Genomic DNA, 22184 nt, shown 5'->3' on the forward strand with positions numbered 1-22184 from the left:
GTAGACATGGAACACTATCCAAAGATCGCCAACACCGCATTCGAGGAACTCAGCTATGGGTTTCATCCCAAGTCGTTCGACCTCTATGCGTTGGACCTAGCCCGCCTCGAAACGAGCACACGCGCATGGGAGCGGATAGCAGCGGTTCTGCTAGGATGCACGCGCGGAAACTTTTCAAGGCTTCCGGAACTCGGCCCGTTGATGCGAGACAATCCGCTTTACCTACTTTGGCATGCGATCGCCAACATTTCCGGTTATGCCGGCACACTTCAGTCGGTGCGGCAGACTTTCGATCATATCGAGGACAAAAGCGGAGACAATTTCCTCTATTTCCTGGCAATTGCACTGGGAGCTACATCCAACCTCTCTGCGGTCGACTACCTTATGGAAGCGCACAAACGAGCTGGGGACATCGAGCCGCTAAGACAGATCGAGCAGGAAATATCCTTCCTTCTTGAAGCCGAGGATGGCCCATTGATGGCGGGTTCCATGGAGGAAGTCTTGACGGACGAGGGCTGGGTCGAGAGAGCTAACCGCGAGAGATATTTCGACCAAGTGAAGCAGGCGCGCGATGCGGTGCTAGAGCGCGTAGGCTCCAAGGATATTCCGATCTATGGAGGCGAGGCGATCGACATCGCCAAGATTGCGAAGCGCATGTATCGCAACTTGAAACAGGACGAGGAGCGGGAGCAAAGGCTGGCACGGGAAGCGACGCTGTTCGAGGCTACCACAGGCATCAATTGCTCGAAAATGTTCGATAGAAACGGCAACTTGAAATCGTTGCAGGCTGCCGGAATCCTCGAGACATTTTTCGACAGCGATGAGATCGGGGGCTTCAAGGCGGGGCAGAGATATTTTTTCGGTCACCCGATAGGGATCTGAGCAGTTCCACGCGTGTGCGGAGAGATCGCTGCTGCAAGGTTGGCCCTATCCGAAAAATCCACTCGCCTTGGCCCACTCCATGACTTTGTCAGCCAGCGGGATTTTTTGCTCGCCATATTCGAAGCGGTGGACAAATTCCAAACCGGCTTCGGCTGGGTCAATGGTGAACAAATCATCTTCTTGCGCAGCGTCGGGGAAGAGCTCCAGAAAAGCCGCACCCGCTGCGGCGGCCATCGCGGGTTCGCGCATGCGATCGACGAGCCAGTTGAGTTGGGTCTTGTCGTTGAGCATCCCAACTGCGCGGACAGCCGCCGGGTTCGCGGCGCGCATCAGACCTCCCAGCCAGGACCGGACTTCCCTCGACTGCGTTGTATTGATCAAAGTACGCAGCGCGGTGAGTGCGTTAGCGTCGTCTGATGCGGCTACGGCCTCAAGATCGGGCCTAACCCGCTCCCCAAATCCAAGCTCTGCGAGTGCGACACCGGCCCAGAAGCGTACCTGGGCATCGCGATCATCGAGCAGCGCCGCGACAACCTGGACAAGCTCGATATGTCGAAGTCTCGCCGTGAGCCTAAGACCGATACACCGCGTCTCTGCGCCAGAGTCCTTTAGCAAACGCAAAAGCGTTCTGCCGGGGTCCATCTTGTGCACGTCGATCGCGTGAGCGGCAAGTTGCCGCTTAACGGGATCCTCGTGCGACACCCACTGTCTGACCCACCTCGCGATCTTGTCCGCTCGATGGATTTCCAACGCGCCAACAAAGCCGTAGGCTGCGTTCCTTTCAGCGCGGAAGAATTCAATCGACTCGTTCAGGCTTTTTTCGTCTTCCAGCTCAATTGCCAGCCATGCACACGTGAAAAGTTCGCCTTTGTCGGGAAAATCGGCCCATTGTTCGATGGCAAATGGCCAAGCCGCCGCGCCGGCGATCCGCAGCGCGTCTAGATGCACCTCAAGCCGGTCGCCAAAGCTCTTTGCCACCTGAACGTCCGGCGGGTCTGCATTCAGCAGCGTATCTCTTTGCGCCCAAAGGAATGCCACCAATTCGACATGCTGACGGAGCACGTCATCAGCCACCCTGTTGGGCCGCGCCTGCGTTGTGACCTGTGGCCCAGTCATCAGTTCAGATTCACGGAGCCACCGCGGATATTGTTCGCACCGCTAGCATGGCTCACGATGTATTTTCCGCGAAGCGAGATATGTCCATCACTGTCAAGTATGAGACTGGACTTTCCGCAGCGAAGTTCGATCCTCTTCGAGGCCTTCAGTCGGACATATTCACCATCGCTGATAACGCGCTGGGCCGCGCGCTTGCGGGCTGGTTCGATGATCGGTCCCATGATGAGCGGACGTCTCGGGTCGCCGTCCTGAAACAGCAACGCCACTTCTGATCCTATCATAGCCTGATTGAGCTCAACCAGGCTTCTGGCCCTCAGCGCCATATCCTCGGGATTGCCGGGAAATACAACCAGCGGACCCTGATCGTCGAAACCAAGGAACAGCCCGATGACCACCCCATAGATACGCTCGACAACTTTGCTCATCGCGACCTCAATTCTCGTTGATCTTCGAGCCCTTCAGGATGATGTCACCCGAGGCCTTGGCGTTGATCTTACCAGATGCCTTCAAGAAAATGTCCTTTCCCTCCACAACGATCGTGCCATCCTTTTTCATGACAACCTTCGAACTTCCGCATGTTAGGGTGATGTCGTCCGCCGCTTCGATCGACAGGCTTTTGCCAGACTTTGTAACCGAGTCTTCCTTGATGTCGGTAAGGCTACCCTTTGCAATCTTGAGCATGAACCCGCCACCAACTTCAGTGGAGTCATTCGACGTGATTTTGGCTGTGCGCGAAGCGCCTACATCGGTGGCCTGTGACGCGGCGATCGCGACGGTCTGGCCAGCACCGATGCTGATGCTCTGATCGGCGCCGATGGTCCAGGTATCGCTCGTGCCTATGTTGTGCGTCTGGCTGATGCCCACGGTCATTGAGCGTGTCGCGCCGATGGTATTGGTCTGCACCGCACCCACGGTTCGGGTCTCGGAGGCCCCAACGGTATCGACCCGCGCCGCGCCAACAGTCACCGTCTGCACGATCGCCACGGTCTGCGTGTGATTAGCGCCGATCGTCTCGGTCGAGTTGGAGCCGATGCTTATCGTCTCGTTCGAACCCACCGTCAGCGAGCGGTTGACGCCGACGGTCTCGGTGTCGTTGTTGCCGATATTGGTGGTCTGGTCGACGCCGACCTTGACCGTCTTGTTGTTGCCGACGTCCTCGTCGAGGTTGTGACCGACGGAGTGCTTGGCGTCGTGGTCTATGCGGTCGGACTGGTCGTGCTGGACCAGCTTCTGGCGATCATTCTTGATCAGAAGGTGATGGTCCTTCTGCGCCTGGAAATTGACCAGTTCGGAGCCGGCCTTGTCCTCGAACATCAGCTCGTTGTAGCCGCCACCGCCCTTCGACGAGTTGGATTTCCAGCCCGACTGCGTGGCGTTGCCGGGCAGCCCGTAGGGCGGCATCTGCGAGGCGTTGTAGACCCGGCCGGTGATGATCGGCAGATCCGGATTGCCTTCGATGAAATCGACGATCACTTCCTGGCCGATGCGGGGAATCTGGATGAAGCCCCAGCCGCTGCCGGCCCAGGTCTGCGACACGCGCACGAAGCAGGAGCTCTTCTGGTCCTTCTTGCCCAGGCGGTCCCAGTGGAACTGCACCTTCACCCTGGCATATTTGTCGGTGAAGATTTCCTCGCCGGACGGACCGACGACCGTCGCCGTCTGTGGCCCGCGCATGATCGGCCGCGTCGTGATGCGCGGTGGCCGATAGGCGACTGAAGTCGGCGCCACGCCGAGCACGACCTTGAAATTCTCGCCATCGGTGTCGACGCCGGCGCGGTAGCCCGGATCGAACAGCCGGTATTCGGCGCTGACGACCAGATACTCCTTGTTCTGGTCTTTGCGCGGAAAGCCGTCGAGCTTGAAGGTGCAGCCGGAGAACAGGCCGCGCACGGTGCCGACGGCGGCAATGCGCATATGCGCCGCCTGGATTTCTTCGCGCCTGATCGCCGCCAGGCTGTCGCCGCGGCCGACTTCCAGATGCGCGCCGGGGTGGCGATAGTTCTCGCCGGCAGCCTGCTTGTGGCCGAAGGGCTGTGCCGACTTCGCCATCAAATCGGCGGCGGGCTTCTCGAAATCATAGTCGGTGTGGGCATAGGCGCCGGGGCGCACCGCGCTGCCTGGAATCCAGTCGGTGATGTACTCGACGTCGCGGCGCGAGCCCTGCCCTTCGAACTGATAGAGCACCGTCTCATAGCCCGGCGCTGGCTTCAGCTTGCTCATGGCGTCGGCCAGGATCAGTGTGTGCTCACCCTCGGCATGCTCGAAGAAGTACATTATGCCTTCATGCTCGAGCAGCCGCTGCACGAAATCGAGGTCGCTCTCGTCGTACTGCACGCAATATTCGCGCGGCGGATAGGAGCCCTGCAAGCGCTTCTCGAACTTGGCGATGCCGCCATATTTGGAGAAAATCTCCTCCACGATCTCGACGGCAGTCTTGTCCTGGAAGATGCGGCAGTCGGTGGTATTGCCGAGGAACCACAGCCACGGCCTGACGACCGCCTCATAGTGAGCCAGCCGATCTTCGATGCGGGTAAGGCGAAACTCGGCGATGAGGCCGCTGAACCAGCGCTTGGGGTCGGCCTCCCCTTCGATCGAAACGGTGCCGCCCAGCATCTTCAGCGGGTCGACATCGGCATTGGTCGAGACAAATCCAACGGTGTAGGCAAGGCAGCGGCTGATCTCGTCGCGGCCGACGAGATGCGTAAAGGTCAACAGCTCGGCGCCGACCGGCGTCTGCACAAGCGCGGCGCGTTGTTCACTCGGCATGGGTCGTGCCCCTCCTGAGCGCTAGTGTGGCAGGTTCGAAGCCCTTCTTGTGTTAACGACCTCACGTTCAGGGATATTTCGCAACTTGCCACCCAAGCCATGTTGAGCCTACCACATGTTCTATGGCAGACCAAAGAGGACAAGCGGCAGGCCGTTGCTGTTTGCGCCGCTTTCGCCAGTGTGAAACGCCGCTCTCCCGCTGTGCCCGCAAGCTGCTAGACTGTGGCACATCGGATCAATGGAAACGGCAGCGGTCGACGGTCCATAGCGCATGTTCATCAGTCTGCAGATCAGCAATGTCGATGTCCTGCCTGCCGGGCTGCCGCCCGGATACGCATCGCGCGACCGCGGCTTCGAGATTGGGCGGGAGAACTGTGCCTGGACCTTGCCCGATCCGGACAAGTTCATCTCCGGCCGGCATTGCGAAATCCGCTACGAAGGCGGCGCTTTTTTTCTCCACGACGTCTCGCGCAACGGCACATTCGTCAACGGGTCGAGCCAGCGCCTGACCGACCCGCACCGGTTGGCGCAAGGTGACCGGCTCCGGATCGGCCGCTATATCGTCTCGGTATCGATCGATGACGGGAACCCAGCCTTCGGTGGCCATGGTTCGACGCAACGGCAGATGCCCGTTGGATCCTTTCCAGACCATGCCGCATCGCCACGGTCACCGACCGCGCCGCCCGCTTCGCTCTCCAGCCGGCCGCAGCAAGCCGACGAGATCCTGCGCGCGATTGCCGCCGGCGCCGGCATTCCGCCAGAGGTGCTTTTGCTGCGCCAGCCGCAGGAGGTGGCCGGCGAGATCGGCGCGGTGCTGCGCATCGTCGTCGACGAACTGGTGCTGCTGTTGAAGGCGCGCGCCGCCGCGAAAGTCCTGGCCAAGACCAGCGACCGCACCATGATCAATTCCGCCGACAACAATCCGCTGAAGTTCGTGCCCGGGACAGACGAAATCCTCGACATCATGTTCGCGCGGCGCAGGGCCGGCTATCTCGAAGCCCGGCATAGCATCGAAGACGCTTTCCACGACCTCAAAACGCATGAATTCGCCACCTTCGCCGCCATGCAGGCAGCGCTGTCGCGGTTGCTTGACGATCTGTCGCCCGAGGCGATTGCGAAAAAACTGCCGCCATCCTCCTTTGCCTCGAAGAAGACGCGCGCCTGGGACGCACTGGTCGCGACCTGGCGGGCCAAGGAGGAAGCGCACGAGAACGGCATGCTGGACATATTCCTCACCTATTTCAGCGAAGCCTATGCCAAGGCCGCCAAGCAGAAGACTGGCAAGGGCTAAGCCCGCGCACCGCTGAAGACACCGTGAAGGCGACCCGAGCACGGGCCGGCCACCAAAATTGCGCCGGGTTTCCATCGCAACCTTCTGAGACTACGATCACATACGACGATTGAGCACGCGGGTACGGTTGGTCGACCTCGGGGGTCTGCGGCACATGTCATGTCACGGCGAGATAGCGTCCTGCGGTCCGCGTTCGCGCGGACATGGCGCTGTGCGTCGCGGCGCGCGGGCGTAGAGGCAGGGATCGGCGATGAGCTCGAAGGATGATCCTTTCGATCCGACCGGCAAAACCGTCATCCGCCCCAGCCGCCCCAATCCCGGCCGCAAGCAAAAGACGGTTCTCGCCCGCGATGCGCCGGCCCCCGGCAGTACGGTGATCGCCCCTGCCAGCGTCCCGGAACCCACGGTTTTCGATCCCAACGCCGGCCGCCAGCCGCCGTCCGACGTCACGGGGACGGTGATCTATCAGGGAACGCCCTTCGCCAACGCGCCGGCCGATCCGCCCGTTCACGGCTCAGCCGGGACGGCGGGGAAAACGCCATGGGATGCGCTGCTCGGCGCCAGCGATGCCGTCGATTATGGCGCGGCCAACCCGATCGTCGCTGCCGCGGCGCCCTTGCTGATACTGCTTGGGCATCTGCGGCTGATGGCTGTCGAAAGACCGGCCGAGCCGCTGGCGCAGCATGTCGCCGGCCTGATCGAGGATTTCGACCGCAAGATCGCCAGGACCGATACCTCGGAAGAGGATGCGCGCATCGCCAGCTATGTGCTTTGCGAAACCGCCGACGATATCGTCGCCAATCTGCCCGGTTCCAGCCGGGATGCGTGGGCGCAGCACGCCATGCTGCAGCGCTTCTTCCAGGTCAAACCCACCGGCGCCGGTTTTTTCCAGGCGCTGAACACGGTGCTGGCGACGCCGGAACCTCATCGCAATCTCATCGAGCTGATGCATGTCTGCCTGTCGCTTGGCTTCGAAGGCCAGTATCGCGGCCAGCCGCGCGAGAGCCTCGAACGGGTCCGCCGCGACGCCTACGAGACATCAGCCTATTTCCGCGTCCTCGGTGACGACGACATCTCGCCGCGCTGGCAAGGCTTGTCGGTCACATCGGCGCAAGGCTCCAGGCGGGTTCCGCTCTGGGCCATAGCCGCTGCAACCGCGGCAGTTTTGACCGCAGCCTTTTTCACGCTGCGCGTGCTCATCACCAATGATGGCGAGGCTGTTGCCGGCGAGTTGCTGGCGCTCAATCCGGCGACGCCGGTCACCATCGAGCGCACCGGTTTCGTGCCGCTGACCGAGGAGGTGAAAGTCGTCGCAGCGCCAACGACGATTGCGCAGGTCGATCGCATCCGCACTGCCTTGGCCAAGGAGATCGAAGGCGGCGGCGTCAGCGTCGGCACTAAGGGTGATTTCATCATCGTGGAAATCAGCAACGCCCTGCTGTTCCAGTCGGGACGAGCCGAGGTCAAGCCGGAGTTCGAGCCGGTGGCCGCCAGCATCGCGGCGGCTCTCGACGCGGAGCGCGGGCCGATCCGGATCGTCGGCCACACCGACAACGTCAAACCGAAGAAGACCAGCGCCTTCAAATCGAATTTCGACCTCTCCGTCGCACGTGCCCAGTCGGTGGAAAAGATGATCGCAGCGCATTTCAGCGATCCGTCGCGGACAAAGGTCGAGGGCAAGGGCGAGGACGAGCCCATCGCCGACAATGCAACGCCGGACGGCCGCGCCAAAAACCGCCGTGTCGATGTAATGATCCCGCGGGAGGAGATGCTGTGACCGGCTGGCTGCTGCGCATCTTCAGCGCGCTCGCGCTCGCCGGCTTTGCCGCCGCGGTCTGGTACGCCGGCCCGTTAATCCGCTTTGCCGGCGCCCGGCCGTTGGATCCCATCTGGCTGCGGGCAGCGATCATCGGCATCGTCGTCGGAACGGTGGCGATCATCTATGCAATCCGGTTCTGGCGCAGGCGCAAGGCGCAGAAGGCGCTGGAGGCCGCCATGGCCAGCGCCGAGGATGACGGCAGCGATGCAAAGGTGCTGGAAGCTCGCATGAACGAAGCAGTCGCGACGCTCAGGCAGTCGAGCGGCAAGCGCAACTTCCTCTACGACGTCCCCTGGTACATCGTCATCGGCCCGCCGGGCGCCGGCAAGACCACCGCGCTGGTCAATTCCGGCCTGAACTTTCCGCTTGCCGGGTCGGGCCAGGCGCAGCCGGTGGCGGGTGTCGGCGGTACGCGCAATTGCGACTGGTGGTTCACCGACGAGGCGGTGCTGATCGACACGGCCGGGCGCTACACGACGCAGGATTCCCATGCATGGACCGACAGCAAAAGCTGGCTGGCGTTCCTGTCGCTGCTCAAGCGGCACCGGACGCGTCAGCCGATCAATGGCGTCATCCTGGCGATCAGCCTTGCCGATCTGATGGCGGACGGAGAGCAGGCGGCCCGTGTCGCCGAGATCCGCAGCCGCCTGCAGGAAATCCACGAGGTCCTGAAGGTCCGCTTTCCCGTCTACGTGCTGTTCACCAAGGCCGACCTGGTCTCCGGATTCATGGAATATTTCGGCGGTTTCGACGAAGCACGCCGGCGCAAGGTGTGGGGCGCGACCTTCCAGACCGCCGAGCGCGGCCTGAACATGGTCGCAGAAGCGCCAGCCGAATTCGACGCGCTGGTGAAGCGCCTGACCGAAGAGATGAGCGAGCGGCTGCAGGCGGAGACCGATCCGGTCGCGCGCATCGCCATTTTCGGCTTCGCCGCGCAGCTCGGTGCGCTGAAAGGCCGGATCGTGAATTTCCTCGAGGGCGTTTTCGAGCCGACGCGCAAGCAGCTGAACGCCCCCCTGCGCGGCCTGTATTTTTCTTCCGGCACGCAGGAAGGCACGCCGATCGACCAGTTGCTGGGCAGCATAGGCCGCAGTTTCGGCAGGAATGCCCAGGCGCATCTTTCCGGCACCGGCAAAAGCTTCTTCCTGCACGATCTGTTGAGCCGCGTCATTTTCGCCGAGTCCGGCTGGGTGTCCTATGACAGGGCGGCCGACAGGCGCGTTGCGATCGCCCGCTACGCCGGCCTGACAGCGATCGCGGCCATAGCGATCGCCGCGCTTGGCGTTCTCGGCCTGAGCTTTACGACCAACAAATCGCTGGTCGCCGCGACCGGCCAGGCGGCAGGCCAATACCGCGCGACAGCCGCGCCGCTGCTGGCCAGCACGACGGTGTTGGATGCCGACCTCGAAACCGTCATCGGCGCGCTCGATGCGCTGCGCGGCCTGCCGGCCGGCTACGATACGAGAGACCAGCCCACCCCGGCCACGGCGACGTTCGGCCTCAGCCAGCGTGAGCGTATCCTTTCGGCCTCCGAGACCGCCTACCGGCAGGGGCTGGAGCGGATGTTCCGCTCGCGCCTGCTGTTCCAGCTCGAACGCACGATCGAGGCCAGGATGGCCGATCCGATGGCGCTGTACGAGCCGTTGAAGATTTACCTGATGCTGGGCGGCAAGGCGCCGAAAGTGGATGACGAGCTGGTCGTCACCTGGCTGAAGCGGGACTGGGAACAGAACCGCTATCCCGGCGCCCACAATCGCGACGGCCGCGCGCAACTGGAGAAGCATTTGCGCGCCATGCTGGCCCTCGACGATGACCAGGATCCCTCGTTCGAACTCAACCGCGCGCTGGTCGAATCCGCCCAGCGCTCGCTCGGCCGCATGAGCCTTGCCGATCGCGCCACCGCGCTCATCCAGTCGGCCACCTATGCGGCGGCGCTGGACGATTTTTCGGTGTCATCGCAAGCCGGCGCGGAGGCGCCGATGCTGTTCGAGCGCAATGACGGAAACGATCTCGCCGGCCTTCGCGTCCCCGGTCTCTACACCCATGCCGGCTTCGACTTCTATCTGGCGCAACTTGCCAGGAGCGCGCAGGCGCTGGTCGACGATCAATGGGTGATCGGCTCGAGCGGCGAGCAAGGCGGCTTCGACCAGGAATTGCTCAAGCTCGGCTCGGAACTTCTCGACCGCTATGGCAAGAGTTTTGCGGCGGCGTGGAACGAGGTGCTCGACAGGTTGAAGTTCAAGGCAATGGCCGCCGACAAACCGCAATATCTGGCGCTGTCCGCAGCGGGATCACCGAGTTCGCCGCTGATGCAGCTGTTCGAGGCGATCGCGCGCGAAACAGCTTTGACGCAAGAGCGCAATCCGGCTGCGCCGTCTCAAGACAGTGGCCAGGAAATCGCGGCACGCGCCAAGGGCCTCGCCCGCATCGGCATCGAGCTTGCAGCGCGCAAATCGCAGAGCAGGGCCGGGACCGCCTTTGTCAGTACGCAGAACCAGGATCCCGGCGCCAACATCGAAGCCCAGTTCCGGTCTTTCCAGGCTTTGGTGGCCGGGGCGCCGGGGCAGCGGCCGCTCGACGCCCTCACCCAGAATTTCCGCGAAATCTATCAGAGCGTGCGGCTGGCCGCCGATGTCCCCGCCCAGACGGACCAGGCCAACGCCAATCTGCAGCTGCAGATCTCGACGTTACGCGCCAATGCTTCGCGGCTGCCGAAGGCGCTGGCCAGGATGGTGAGCGCGGCGGCGGACGATTTCGAGGGCACCGTCGCCGAAACGTCGACCACGCGTCTCAACGAGATGCTGGAGGAGACCGTCGGCCGTCCGTGCGAAGAGGTGATTGCCGGGCGCTTTCCATTCGCCCCCGCCGGCACCGACGATGTCGCCATGGCGGATTTTGCCAGATTGTTTTCTCCGGGTGGGGTTCTCGACCGGTTTTTCGCGCAGAACCTGGCGTCGCTGGTCGACATGAGCGGCCAGGACTGGGACTGGAAACAGGACACCAGGTTCGGCCGCAATCTGGCGAAATCGACGCTGAAGAACTTTCAGCTCGCGGCACAAATCCGCGCGGCTTTCTTTCCGCTCGGCGGGCCGGTGCCGTCGATCAACATCACCTTCACGCCGCTGTCGCTGCATGGCGATGCCGACATGGCGCTGCTCAATATCGACGGCCAGGTGCTGCAGGCCACCCAAGCCGGCAACACGCCGGGCCTGATTCCGTGGCCGGGCAAGACCGGTTCGGCCAGTCTCAGCCTGACGCCGGAGCTGCCCGGCCGCGAGTCCGCAATCAAGTTCGACGGTCCCTGGGCGTTGAAACGATTGCTGGACAAGGGGCAGGTCACCGCCAATGGCGACAGTCTCGAAGCGCATTTCCTCATCGGCGGGCGCGATGTCGCCTACACGATCAAGACCGGGGAGGACGGTAATCCGTTCACGCTGCCGGCGCTCTCCGCGTTCAGCTGTCCGAAGGCTTTCTGATTGCATGGCAGGACCAAAGATTGCAGGACGCAGAGACAGCGGCGGCACCACACCGTCCGTCATCAGCGGCTTAGATTTCGATACTCTAATGAATGGGGCTGTGGCAGACTGGCCAGGCACGTCAGCCAAGGCGTTGCGGAGCATAGGCAAGTGAACGATGCCGCCTTTGAGAGCTACGGCGTGAGCCACAAGGGCTGCGTGCGCGACCACAATGAGGACAGCTTTCTGGTCGAGCCGCAGATCGGCCTCTGGGTGGTGGCCGACGGCATGGGCGGGCACGAGGCCGGAGAAGTCGCTTCGGCAAGCATTGTCGAGCATCTGGCGACGATCGGCATCGCCAGTTCGGCGCCGGATCTGCGCGCCCGCTTTGAGGATCGGCTGAACCGGGCGCATGCCGAGATTCGCCGGATTTCGCGCTCACGCGGCGTGACCATCGGCTCCACCGTTGCCGCACTGCTGGCCATGGACGGCAGGTTCGCCTGCCTGTGGTCGGGCGACAGCCGCGTCTATCTCGTGCGCAACGCCGCGATCTCGCAGATTTCGCGCGACCACACCGAGGTGCAGGAACTGCTCGACAGCGGCGCGATCAGCGCAGCCGAAGCGGAGAACTGGCCGCGCCGCAACGTCATCACCCGCGCCATCGGCGTCAACGACGAAATCGCCATCGACTTCCAGCAGGGAGAGACCCTTGCCGGCGACATCTTCATCCTCAGCACGGACGGGCTGACGGCGCATGTCAGTGACGCGGAAATTGCGGCAGCAGTGCTCTCGGCAGCGCCGCAGGCTGCCTGCGAAAAGCTGCTTTCCATGGTGCTTGAGCGCGGCGGCACCGACAACGTCACCATCGTTCTGGTCAAGATCAGAGACAAAGGCAATGGCCTGTCCCGAGCAGGAGGCCACGACCGATGAGCTCCGACGACAAGACCCGGCTATTGCCCAACATGGCGGATACCAGCGTCGGCACGCAGCTCAGCGGCATCTACGAGCTCGACGAACGCATCGCGTCGGGCGGCATGGGCGAAGTCTATCGCGGCCACAACATCCAGACCGGCGATCATGTCGCGATCAAGATCGTGCTGCCGGAATTCGCCCGCGATCAGACGATCCTGTCGCTGTTTCGCAAGGAAGCCTCGATCCTCAACCATCTGTCGCATGACGCGGTCGTGCGCTACCACGTCTTCACCATAGATCCCGGCATCGGGCGGCCCTATCTGGCGATGGAATTCGTCGACGGCCAGTCGCTCTACGACATCATGCGCGGCGGGGCGATGGCGACTCCGGATGTGCGCAAACTGTGCCACCGGCTGGCCTCGGGCCTGAGCGCCGTGCACCAGGCCGGCGCCATCCACCGCGATCTTTCGCCCGACAACATCATCCTGCCGGGAGGCCGGGTCGAGCGGGCAAAAATCATCGATTTCGGCATTGCGCGATCGGCCGCGGTCGGTGGCGAGACGCTGATCGGCGGCAAGTTCGCCGGAAAATACAACTATGTTTCTCCCGAGCAGCTCGGGCTCTATGGCGGCGAGGTCAGCGAACAGTCCGACATCTACAGCCTGGGGCTGGTGCTGGCGGCGGCGCTGCGCGGCAAGCCGATCGACATGGGCGGCTCGCAATACGAGATCGTCGAAAAACGGCGGACCGTGCCTGATCTCTCCGGCATCGATGCCGATTTCAGGGACATTGTCGAAGCGATGCTGCAGCCTGACCCGGATGATCGACCGGCCAGCATGGCCGAAATCGCCCGGTTGACGGGCGACGACAGCGACGCGACCTTGCCGCCGGCCTCGCTTGCGCCCCGGCCCGGCCTGCCGCGAACCGGGCAAACCGCCGGGCCTGTTTCGAAGATCGGGGACTCGCCGGCCCAAGGCTTCGGTTCGGCCCCGCCAAGCGGCACGGCGGAGCCGTCTTTCGTGCCGCACGTGCGCCCAGCGCACCTGTCGCAGCCGAAACCGGCTGCTGAAACTCCCAGACGAGCAAGCACACCGCCGAAGCGTGCTACTACAGGCAGAAATCTGACGATCGCGGTGCTGTCGGCGGTGGCCGTGGTATCGCTTGGAGGGCTCTATGCATCGGGTATCGTGGGATTCGGAGACCGGCCTCGCGTCACCGACACCGGCAAGCCGCTCCAACCCGAACTGACAAAGCCGATCGTCGCTGACAAGCCCGTTCCGGACACTGCGCCGGTCGAGAAGACGGTGCCAAAGACGCAACCAGCGGAGACTGCGGCTGAAGATCAGGCCAAAGCGCCGGTCGAGCCGCAGCCGACGCCACCAGTCGCGTCGAGCGCTACGGCCCCGCAGCCGGCCGAACCGACCGACAAGACCGTCGCGCTGCAACCGCCATCCGGCCCGTCGAAGCCCGATGCCGCGAAGAACCCGGAGCCTGTCAGCACGCCGGTAGAGCCCAAGGCGACAGCCCCAGAGCCAGCCACGCAAACACCTGAACCGACGGCCGAGGCCCCCAAACCCACAGCACCGACGCCGCAACCCACCGCTCAACCGCCCGAGCCCAAGGCGCAGGCGCCTGAACCGACCGCGCAGGAGCCCAAGCCGGACATGCAGGCGCCTGAACCGACCGCGGAGCCTAAGCCGAGCCAGCCCGATATTGCCAGCGGCGAGCAGGCCGACAAGCCGGCAGAGCCCGTTGCCATGAACGTGCCCAAGCCGGAGGTGCCGCCACCGGCCGATGCGGCCGCGGAGCGGGTCACCTGGGTACGCGCCTTCAATGGTGGTGACTGTTTTTTTGCGACGGTGACGTCGGCCGCCGACAAGGGTGTCGCGATCGAGGGCTTCGGCACGTCGGTGCCACCCTTCGAACAGTTGCTTGGGGAATTCCAGGCGAAGTTCCATGTCGAGCCGGATATCAGCGTCCGCCTTATCCAGCCCCCGCAATGCGGGATCACCGGCTTCCTGCGTTTCATGGGCGCGAGCACGGCCGACAGGCCGCAGCTTGTCCTCGACCAGACATCGGTGCCGGACGGCTCGCCGATCGACGGCACGCTGGTGACGCATGGCGGGCTGGTGTCGAGCGTGTTCCTGATCGACCACAGGGGCATCGCCTTCAACCTCGACGACCATGTTGTCGTACAAGCCGACAAGGCGACCTTCTCGATCCCGATCGGGCTCGGCGCCGCCGACAAGGCGGCTGGCAAGGCGTTGCCGCAGATCATCATGGTGATCACCGGGCCGCAGGACATTAAGGCGGCGGACTTCACAACGCCGAGGCCGGCCTCGGTGCTGTTGCCCAGGATACTCGACGAGATCGGCGCCAGGAGTTCGGCATTTTCGGCGACCGCCAAATATTTCCGCCTCGGCGGCTAGCACCGACGCCGATGCAACGTCGTCGCCGAGATCCCGTCCTGCTTGCCCGGAACGTGCGGGTGAAGCTCGCCGCGAGCGCGGTCGCGACGCTGTTGCTGGCGCTTCTTTCCACCGGGCAAGCGCGCGCCGAATTCACCGTCTGCAACCAGACGCTCGACGTCGTCAATCTTGCCGTCGGCCAGAAGGTCGACGATGCCGACCAGACCGATGGCTGGTGGACCATCGGCGCCAATCAATGCGTCAACGTCATCCGCGAGGAGCTGACCAACCGCTACATCTACATCTACGCGACGGATGTGTTCGGCCACGCCATTCTGGCAGGCTCCACCGACATGTGCATCGAGCGGCGGCGGTTCTCGATCCGCGGCATCGATGAATGCTGGCAGCGCGGCCATATCGCGGCGAAGTTTCTCGAAGTCGACACCCAGGAACAGGTGCGCTGGACCTTCTTCCTGACCGGAAGCGCGCCGTGACGCACAGCATCGACACCAGCTTCAAAGCAAAGAAGCAGGCGCGCGCCGCGCTGCGCAGGCGCAGGATCTGGCTCGGGCTGGCGGCTGGCCTGGCGACAATCGTCCTCGCCGCGATCGCCACCGGCTTTTATCTTACCGCCGACTACTGGTCGTTCGGCGACGAAGACGAGGAACTGCACGCCGTCGAAGGCTCGGACGACGTGCCGGCCGACGCATCGGTCTACGTGCCGGCCATCATCGACCTTGCCGGCGACCCGATGTGGATCACACTGGCGCCGGAGGCGGGCGCTGCCAAGAGCCGCGGGATGCCGCGCCCGGCGGAGCTCGACCAGGCCGGCATCTCCCCTCAGATCATGGTTCTCTCCGACGTGATGCTGAGCGCCAGCGAAAAATTCATGACGACGATCCCCTCGACGCAAGAGGATTTCGCTTTCTTTCAGGCGCAGCGGAAGACTGCGGTCGCGCCACCCGCCGAACCCAGCGATCCGCAGAATGACCTGCAGAACGATCTTCAACCATCGCCCGGCGCGGACGGGGCTCCGGCGGCCTCCGGCCCAGCTCCTGACCCGCAGGTCGCTCCGGGTGCATCGGCGGCGGCCGATGACCCCGAGGCCGGCTGGGGCGAGACCATCGATGAGGGCGAAGCAGCACTCCCCGCCTTTCAGAAGACACCGGTCGAAAACAACACCAGCGTTGCCACCGTCAGCTCGGAATACCAGCGCTTCGAGGCGACCGAGGACATTTTCGTGAAAATCCTCAACGACCGCAGCCTGGACAGCGTGGCGCTCGATGCGCATTTTTCCGCCGACGACGCAAAGCTTGCCGGCGAGGGGCTGAAGGCGCTGTTCGACAAGGACGGCCTGCAGCCTGGCTATGTCGTGGCGATGCGCGGCTTCAGGCCGACGCGCGAGACCACGACGATGTCGCTGATGCAGGTCTCGATCTACGCCAGGAACGTCTTTGTAGGCACGCTGACACGCAACGCGGCCGGCGCCTTCGTGTCGGGCGTCGACCCGTGGGTGCGCGAGGACCTGTTCAATTATTCGGGCGCCGAGACCGAAGGCACGCAGAAACGGCAATACCGCCTGCTCGACGCGATCTACTCGACGGCGGCCCGCAACAATGTGCCGAGCGGCATCATCGGCGAAGCCATCATGTATCTGTCGCGCGGACAGGATCTGGATGCTTTCGCCAGCGAGGACCAGCGCCTTGTGCTGATCTATTCGCAGACGCCGCGTGGCAAGAACGAGACCGACGGACGGGTGCTCTATGTCGGCATCCAAGGCACGCAAAAGAGCCTCGATTGTTTCGTTTTCCAGCAGAGCGACGGCCAGTTTTCCTGCGTCTCGGGCGATGACCAGGTGCGCTCGCTGACGGTGGCCAACGGCATGGTGACGCCGGTCAACGGAGTCATGACGTCGACCTTCGGGCCGCGCAAGCATCCGATCCTGGGCGTTGTTCGCATCCACAAAGGCGTCGACTGGGCAGCACCCGTGGGGACCCCGATCGCCGCAGCCTTCGACGGCGAGATCATCTTCCAGGGCGACGGCGGCGGCTACGGCAATGTGGTCAAGATCGCCCATGGCGGCGGCCGCGAGACGCGCTACGCGCATATGTCGAAATTCGCCATTGCCAGCGGTGTCGGCACCAAGGTGAAGGCCGGCGACATCATCGGCTATATCGGCACCACCGGCCTGTCGACCGGGCCACATTTGCATTTCGAACTCTACCAGAGCGGTCAGGCGATCGATCCCCTCGGAACAGTGACCGCTGCAATCGCCGTCACTTCCAGCGATCCCGCCGTCGAAACGCTGACCGACCGTATCGTCCACGTCGAATCGGGCGGTAGCGCGCGGGCCAAGAACCCGCTGTCTTCGGCGACAGGCGCCGGCCAGTTCATATCCAAGACCTGGATCCGGATGATGAACACCTATCGTCCCGAACTCGCGCGATCGCTGTCGACCGCAGACCTGCTCGCTTTGCGCTACGACGCCACCATCTCGCGTGAGATGGTGCGCAATCTGGCGCGCGAGGGCGAAGCCTATCTCAAGGCGCGTGGCCACCAGATCACCGCCGGCCGGCTCTATCTCTGCCATTTCCTCGGTATGGAAGGCGCCCATCAGGTGCTGGCGTCGCCGGGATCGGCGCAGTTGAGCGCCGTGCTCGGCTCGTCCGTTATCCAGGCCAACCCGTTTCTTGCCGGCAAGACCGCCAGCTACGTCGTCGACTGGGCGGAACGGAAGATGGGCCGCAAATTGCCGACGCCCGCCACCACCGATGCGGGCCAGCAGACGACGACGGAAGTCCGCCAGACATCGCCGGAGTTCGAAAAATACAAGCAGGCGATAACGGCACTGGTCGGCTCGATCCAAAATGCTCTTGAGCCGGGCTAGAGCTGGCAGTTCGCCCCGGCTTTCGCCAAGCCGATTGGTTCTGAGGCCGGCGAATGGTATGTTTGCGGATATTTGGGAAGGTTTTTGGGTCCTTGTGAACCAAAACTGTGGCTGGGATCACATACGCCCAACAGCCATTTTGGCAGAAGCGATACACTCGCTGGTGAAATTTAGCATGCGCAGCCATCAATAACGCGCCCCATTGGGGCGGAGGGCCGATCCCATGAAAGCGTTTGCCGTCCTTTTGAGCGGAATTGTTCTGTTAGTGCTGACCGCGCTTGGCACCGTCCAGGCGGCGGCGCCGGATGCCGGTGGCGTCAAACGCGTCGCGCTGGTCATCGGCAACAGCAAATACGTCCATGCCGTCGAATTGCCCAATCCGGCCAATGACGCGCATCTCATCGCATCGACGCTGCGCAATGCCGGCTTCGAGGTGATCGAGGGTGTCGACCAGGACAATGCCGGCATGCACAGCCTGATCAGCAAATTCACCGAGCGGTCCTACGATGCCGACCTCGCCGTAATCTTCTACGCCGGCCACGGCATGCAGGTGGACGGCAAGAACTTTTTGATCCCGGTCGACGCCGAACTGACGTCACCTGCCTATCTCAAGACCCGCACCGTCCAGATCGACGACTTCATGGCCGCATTGCCACCCGACCCGGCGGTCGGCGTCATCATCCTCGATGCCTGCCGCGACAATCCGCTGGCACGCACACTGGCGGCCGCGATGCCGAAGACCCGCTCCACCGCGCTGGGCACCGGCCTGGCGCCGATCGACCCTAAATCAGAGGGCGTCGGCACCGGCGGCATCCTGATTGCCTATGCCACCGACCCGGGCGCCATCGCCTTTGACGGCAACGGCGTCGACAGCCCCTACTCGACCGCGCTCGCCAGGCACCTGACCGAACCCGGCGTCGAGATCCAGAGCGCGCTGACGCGGGTGCGCGGCGAAGTGGCCGAGACCACGCAAGGCCGCCAGCGGCCATGGCACAACGCATCGCTGGGCCGCGAGGTCTTCCTTGGCAAACCGGCCGCCCAAGCCGCGCCGATGGTAAGACCGGCCGCCGATGACGCGAACGCCGCGGCAGCGCCCGCCCCTGCTCTCGTCACCAGCGAACCGCCTTCGTGGGAAGTCGAGCAGCGGCTTTGGGACGAGGCCTCGAAGCGCAACACCGCGCCATTCTACGAAGCCTATCTCGAACAGTTCCCGAATGGCCGCTTCGCGACGGTGGCGCGGCTCAACATCGACTCGCTGAACGATCCGAAAGCCCAGGAACGGGAAGTCGCCGCGCTTGCTGCCGAAGAAGCGAACTCGGGTTCTGCCGTACGCACCTCGGTCGGCATTTCGGACGACATGAAGAAGGTGCTGGGCACCGAGGCGACGGAGAACGCGATCGGTCTCGATCGCCAGGGCCGCATCGACCTGCAATTGCGCGTCGAGGCGCTGGGCAACGAGCTTGGCCGCGTCGACGGCAATATCGGCGCCAAGACCCGGCAAGCGATCGGCGACTGGCAAGAGGGGAACGGGCTGCCTCCGACCACCTTCCTGACGCGCGAGCAACTGGCGTTCCTGGTTGTCCAGACGGATCCGATGATGGAGGCCGTTCGTGCCAAGCACGAGGCCGACCAGGCCGGCGTGGACAAGCAGAAGAAACAGGTGGTGCAGAAGGCCCGCACGCTGAAGCCGGTGGCGGAAAAGCCACGCAAGAAGCAGTACGCCCAGAAGCCGCGCCGGCAACAGCAGTTCGTGCAGAAAAGGCGCAACCGCGAGGTCGTGCGCGAGGATGAACCGCCGCCGCGGGACAACAATGATTTCCTGACCAAGGCGCTGATCTTCGGCACCGGCGTAGCGGTCGGCGGCGTGCTCAAGAACTGATCGATCATGTCAAACAATAAAAGCGCCGCGTGTCCGTTGGACGCGCGGCGTTGTGTTTGACGACGGCCGGAAGACGCACCCGCGAAGCTACTGCGCCTTGATCCGCATCTCGACCCGCCGGTTGACGGGATCGTAGGGATCGGGATTGCGTGGATTGGCCTCGCCGAGACCGACCGCCTTGATGCGGGTGGATTCGATGCCGTTGGATTCGAGGAAGGCGGTGACCGATTGCGCCCTGCGCTGCGACAGGCCTTCATTGTAGGTCGCCGAGCCGGATGCGTCGGTATAGCCTTCGACGACGAAGGACAGCTTGCTCAGCCGATCGTCCTTCAGCGCCTTGGCGAATTCGTCGAGTTCGCTGCGCGCCTTGGCGTCGAGCTCGGACGAATCCAGGCTGAAATTGATCAGCATATCGAGGCCGGTCTTCTCCGGAGGCTTTTCTTTCTGGCTGGTCTTGCTCTTGCACTCGTCCTCGGTGCCGACACAAATCCCGCGTGCCGCGCCGTGATCGATAGCGCCGGCAAAGAACTTCACAATGTCTTCCGATTTCTGAAGTGGGTCGGCATAGACGTGCGTCGAGAAAAGCACGGTCGCCAATGCCAAGACTGAAATGTGCCGCTGCATAACGGTTACTCCCGTTTCGAGCATCCGATTTTCACTCAGGCCCGATCCATGGATCCGGGCCAACTCTTCCTGTTCGACAATGATCTGTCGAGATCACGGTCGGCTGTGGAATATACCAAACCGTGAGGCGTTTGTCTGTGAACAACGTCATGGACATGTGGTGGTCGACAGCCTTGACCCGCGCCTCGCAGGCGGGTTGAGTGAGGGCTGGGGGAGGATAACAGCAGCGATGGTCAACGGGCTTCGATTCCAGACCGCACGCGATCTCTTCGCCGCGAACACGGCTGTCGCCCGGGACATGACGGCTGTTCCGACCGACCAACCCTCGCTCGAGTTCTGCCGCCGGCTGATGGCCGGGCGCATCCCGGAGGAAGCGATTACCTTTTGCGCCTATCTCCTGCCTGACCGGGCCGCAATCTGGTGGGGCCATGAGTGCCTGGGGCATCTGACCGAGCTGCTCGAAGAGCAGGACCTCGCAACGCTGGCACTGATCCAGGAGTGGGTCGGCGACCCCAACAATGCAACCCGCCGGGAGGCTGTCGCCGGGGCGGCGATGACGCAGCAGCACACGCCTGCCGGCTGGATCGCGCTCGCGGCGCAACGGCATATCAGCTGCCTGGCTGCGCAGAACGGGTCGGGGCTGCGGCCGCTGCCGGCTGCGCATGCCGTCAATACCGGCATACTGGCCGGACTGGCGCGGGTTGCGGTGGCGGACCGTTTCTCCGTGCTCACCGCCTTTGTCGAAATGGGCATCCATCTGGCCGAAACCGAGGCGCTGCGCCGAGCCTGATTGCTCCTAGATCATGACGAGATTTCATTGAAATCTGATCCAACCCATTGTTGGCGGTCTCATTTGCAGCCGTTTTGCGCCCATTTGCCGAGTGCCACCTTGAAGCGCGTGCCCAGCGGGTGTTGCAGGCGCAACACCGAGACATCATTGGTGACGTAGGTCTTGGCCTGGTCGCACAGCCGCTCCTCGGTCCATTGATGACAGTTGCTGCACTGGTTGTCCCAGACGGACTTTTCCAGGCCCTCGACCGGACTGAAGTGCGGCTTGCCCTGGATGAGTTGGGCGATGCTCTTGCCGTCGATCGCCGGGTCGCCGAAATTGACCGGAACGTCGAAAAGGACTGGCGCGTCTGAGCCCAGCTTCGGAATTTCCTCACGCAGCTGTTCCAGCGCCTGCTCGCCGGCGTCCGTACCCGGCGGATTGGCGGCCGCGCCGGTGCGCGCCTGCGTATCGCCTTCGGGCGCAGCCGCGCCGGAATCGCCGACGATCAGCGGCGCCTTGAGATCGACCTTGTGAAGCACGACATCGGTGGTCAGCGAAACGCTGACCCAGGGCTGCTGGCGTCCGGCTGTGGCCTTGAACACATCCGACGTAACCCGGTTCATCGCTTCGGTGATCGAGACGTTGACCTCGCCGATATGGGCAAGCAGCGCCGCCGAAAATGGCGAGTGCTCGCCCGGTCCGTCATAGGCGAGCTGGTTGGGACTGGCAGCGAAGGCGACCAGCGTGCCGGCGCCGCCATTCTCGATCGGTATTTCGGCAAGGCCGCTGCTTGCCGTGCTGTCGCCGCCAGTCTCCTTGGCAAGCACATCGGCGAGCGGGTTGTCGCGGCAGGCGTCGAGGAACACCAGCCTGATGCTGGTCTCGCGCGACATCTGCCGCAGGATGAAGTCCACCTGCACGGCTTCGAAGTCGAGCGAGGTCTCGTCCTCCAGCGCCGCATCGACAGGCAGCAGGTAATTCCTGCCCGAGACCTGCAGGCCATGACCGGCATAGAAGAACAGCGCGATATCGGCGCCACGCACCTGCCGCGCGAATTGCGCGATCTTTTCCTGCGTCTGCGCCTTGGTGAGATCGAGGCCGGAGACGATTTCGAAGCCCAGCCCCTTCAGGCGATCGGACATTGCCTGCGCATCGTTCACCGGATTGGGCAGCACCGGCGCGTTCCGGTAGTGGGAATTGCCGAGCACCAGGGCGATGCGGCGTTCGGCACTGGCCGCGGTCATGGTAATGATCATGGTCAACGCAAGCGCCAGCACGGCGAGGCCGATGCCGCGCATGAAGTTGCCGCAACTTGCAATGATGTCCAAACGCACCGGGTTCCTTTTCGGTTGACGGGCCTTCTCAGTTAAGGA

At 63.4% G+C, this 22184-nt stretch carries 15 protein-coding genes; 10 read left to right on the forward strand and 5 right to left on the reverse strand.

Translation table 11 applies throughout. From position 1 onward, the window contains the following. Window positions 1-6 precede the first annotated feature (6 nt). On the forward strand, window positions 7-882 hold the full coding sequence (locus NKJ88_RS14790) for a hypothetical protein (RefSeq protein WP_023823520.1): 876 nt from the start codon (window positions 7-9) through the stop codon (window positions 880-882). 45 nt (window positions 883-927) lie between these two features. Here NKJ88_RS14790 and NKJ88_RS14795 read toward each other — a convergent pair whose 3' ends face one another. The 3 genes from NKJ88_RS14795 to NKJ88_RS14805 are packed head-to-tail and all read right to left on the reverse strand — an operon-like array spanning window position 928 to window position 4764. Further along, the gene (locus tag NKJ88_RS14795; protein ID WP_155923225.1) at window positions 928-1956 is read right to left on the reverse strand and encodes a hypothetical protein; all 1029 of its coding nucleotides are present in this window, start codon (window positions 1954-1956) and stop codon (window positions 928-930) included. A gap of 41 nt (window positions 1957-1997) precedes the next feature. Next, complete coding sequence (locus NKJ88_RS14800; RefSeq protein WP_352444491.1) at window positions 1998-2423, reverse strand: DUF6484 domain-containing protein; 426 nt, start codon at window positions 2421-2423, stop codon at window positions 1998-2000. Window positions 2424-2430: 7 nt separating this feature from the next. Then, on the reverse strand, window positions 2431-4764 hold the full coding sequence (locus tag NKJ88_RS14805; protein ID WP_023823523.1) for a type VI secretion system Vgr family protein: 2334 nt from the start codon (window positions 4762-4764) through the stop codon (window positions 2431-2433). A 271-nt stretch (window positions 4765-5035) separates the two neighbouring features. Between NKJ88_RS14805 and tagH the strand changes: the two genes are divergently transcribed. The 8 genes from tagH (at window position 5036) to NKJ88_RS14845 (ending at window position 19415) form a co-directional block, all read left to right on the forward strand. Continuing rightward, window positions 5036-6055, forward strand: a complete 1020-nt coding sequence (tagH, locus tag NKJ88_RS14810) for a type VI secretion system-associated FHA domain protein TagH (RefSeq protein ID WP_352444494.1) — start codon at window positions 5036-5038, stop codon at window positions 6053-6055. Between the two features lie 250 nt (window positions 6056-6305). Continuing rightward, window positions 6306-7832, forward strand: a complete 1527-nt coding sequence (tssL, locus tag NKJ88_RS14815; protein ID WP_352444496.1) for a type VI secretion system protein TssL, long form — start codon at window positions 6306-6308, stop codon at window positions 7830-7832. Further along, the gene (gene tssM, locus NKJ88_RS14820) at window positions 7829-11350 is read left to right on the forward strand and encodes a type VI secretion system membrane subunit TssM (RefSeq protein WP_352444498.1); all 3522 of its coding nucleotides are present in this window, start codon (window positions 7829-7831) and stop codon (window positions 11348-11350) included. Before tssL ends, tssM begins: the two co-directional genes overlap by 4 nt. Before the next feature lie 150 nt (window positions 11351-11500). Further along, entirely contained in the window at window positions 11501-12259 is a 759-nt protein-coding gene (locus NKJ88_RS14825; protein ID WP_023687014.1) for a PP2C family protein-serine/threonine phosphatase, read from the forward strand. Beyond that, a complete protein-coding gene (locus tag NKJ88_RS14830) occupies window positions 12256-14670 on the forward strand; it encodes a serine/threonine-protein kinase (RefSeq protein WP_352444499.1) in 2415 nt (804 codons plus the stop codon). Before NKJ88_RS14825 ends, NKJ88_RS14830 begins: the two co-directional genes overlap by 4 nt. Before the next feature lie 11 nt (window positions 14671-14681). After that, on the forward strand, window positions 14682-15143 hold the full coding sequence (locus NKJ88_RS14835) for a DUF1036 domain-containing protein (protein ID WP_023667922.1): 462 nt from the start codon (window positions 14682-14684) through the stop codon (window positions 15141-15143). Next, window positions 15140-17536 carry a M23 family metallopeptidase gene (locus NKJ88_RS14840; RefSeq protein ID WP_352444501.1) on the forward strand — a complete coding sequence of 799 codons (2397 nt, stop codon included), beginning with the start codon at window positions 15140-15142 and terminating at the stop codon, window positions 17534-17536. Before NKJ88_RS14835 ends, NKJ88_RS14840 begins: the two co-directional genes overlap by 4 nt. Before the next feature lie 223 nt (window positions 17537-17759). Next, on the forward strand, window positions 17760-19415 hold the full coding sequence (locus tag NKJ88_RS14845; protein WP_023823529.1) for a caspase family protein: 1656 nt from the start codon (window positions 17760-17762) through the stop codon (window positions 19413-19415). A gap of 87 nt (window positions 19416-19502) precedes the next feature. On the opposite strand, the gene NKJ88_RS14850 is transcribed toward NKJ88_RS14845, so the two are convergent. Beyond that, window positions 19503-20039 carry an OmpA family protein gene (locus NKJ88_RS14850; RefSeq protein ID WP_023714865.1) on the reverse strand — a complete coding sequence of 179 codons (537 nt, stop codon included), beginning with the start codon at window positions 20037-20039 and terminating at the stop codon, window positions 19503-19505. A gap of 229 nt (window positions 20040-20268) precedes the next feature. Here NKJ88_RS14850 and NKJ88_RS14855 point away from each other — a divergent pair, with 229 nt between their 5' ends. Further along, window positions 20269-20829 carry a DUF6931 family protein gene (locus NKJ88_RS14855; RefSeq protein ID WP_352444504.1) on the forward strand — a complete coding sequence of 187 codons (561 nt, stop codon included), beginning with the start codon at window positions 20269-20271 and terminating at the stop codon, window positions 20827-20829. A 59-nt stretch (window positions 20830-20888) separates the two neighbouring features. Here NKJ88_RS14855 and NKJ88_RS14860 read toward each other — a convergent pair whose 3' ends face one another. Continuing rightward, window positions 20889-22145 (reverse strand): caspase family protein, encoded by a 1257-nt coding sequence (locus NKJ88_RS14860; protein ID WP_031202459.1) that lies wholly within the window; start codon window positions 22143-22145, stop codon window positions 20889-20891. Window positions 22146-22184: the final 39 nt, after the last annotated feature.

It is taken from the genome of Mesorhizobium sp. M0016, from assembly GCF_040324035.1.
Lineage (GTDB): Bacteria > Pseudomonadota > Alphaproteobacteria > Rhizobiales > Rhizobiaceae > Mesorhizobium.

What these genes read in the sequence shown, in the direction of transcription:
- NKJ88_RS14790 (WP_023823520.1), top strand. Translation starts at nt 7, where the DNA reads ATGGAACACTATCCAAAGATCGCCAACACCGCATTCGAGGAACTCAGC.
- NKJ88_RS14800 (WP_352444491.1), bottom strand. Translation starts at nt 2,423, where the DNA reads ATGAGCAAAGTTGTCGAGCGTATCTATGGGGTGGTCATCGGGCTGTTC.
- NKJ88_RS14805 (WP_023823523.1), bottom strand. Translation starts at nt 4,764, where the DNA reads ATGCCGAGTGAACAACGCGCCGCGCTTGTGCAGACGCCGGTCGGCGCC.
- tagH (WP_352444494.1), top strand. Translation starts at nt 5,036, where the DNA reads ATGTTCATCAGTCTGCAGATCAGCAATGTCGATGTCCTGCCTGCCGGG.
- tssL (WP_352444496.1), top strand. Translation starts at nt 6,306, where the DNA reads ATGAGCTCGAAGGATGATCCTTTCGATCCGACCGGCAAAACCGTCATC.
- NKJ88_RS14830 (WP_352444499.1), top strand. Translation starts at nt 12,256, where the DNA reads ATGAGCTCCGACGACAAGACCCGGCTATTGCCCAACATGGCGGATACC.
- NKJ88_RS14835 (WP_023667922.1), top strand. Translation starts at nt 14,682, where the DNA reads ATGCAACGTCGTCGCCGAGATCCCGTCCTGCTTGCCCGGAACGTGCGG.
- NKJ88_RS14845 (WP_023823529.1), top strand. Translation starts at nt 17,760, where the DNA reads ATGAAAGCGTTTGCCGTCCTTTTGAGCGGAATTGTTCTGTTAGTGCTG.
- NKJ88_RS14850 (WP_023714865.1), bottom strand. Translation starts at nt 20,039, where the DNA reads ATGCAGCGGCACATTTCAGTCTTGGCATTGGCGACCGTGCTTTTCTCG.
- NKJ88_RS14855 (WP_352444504.1), top strand. Translation starts at nt 20,269, where the DNA reads ATGGTCAACGGGCTTCGATTCCAGACCGCACGCGATCTCTTCGCCGCG.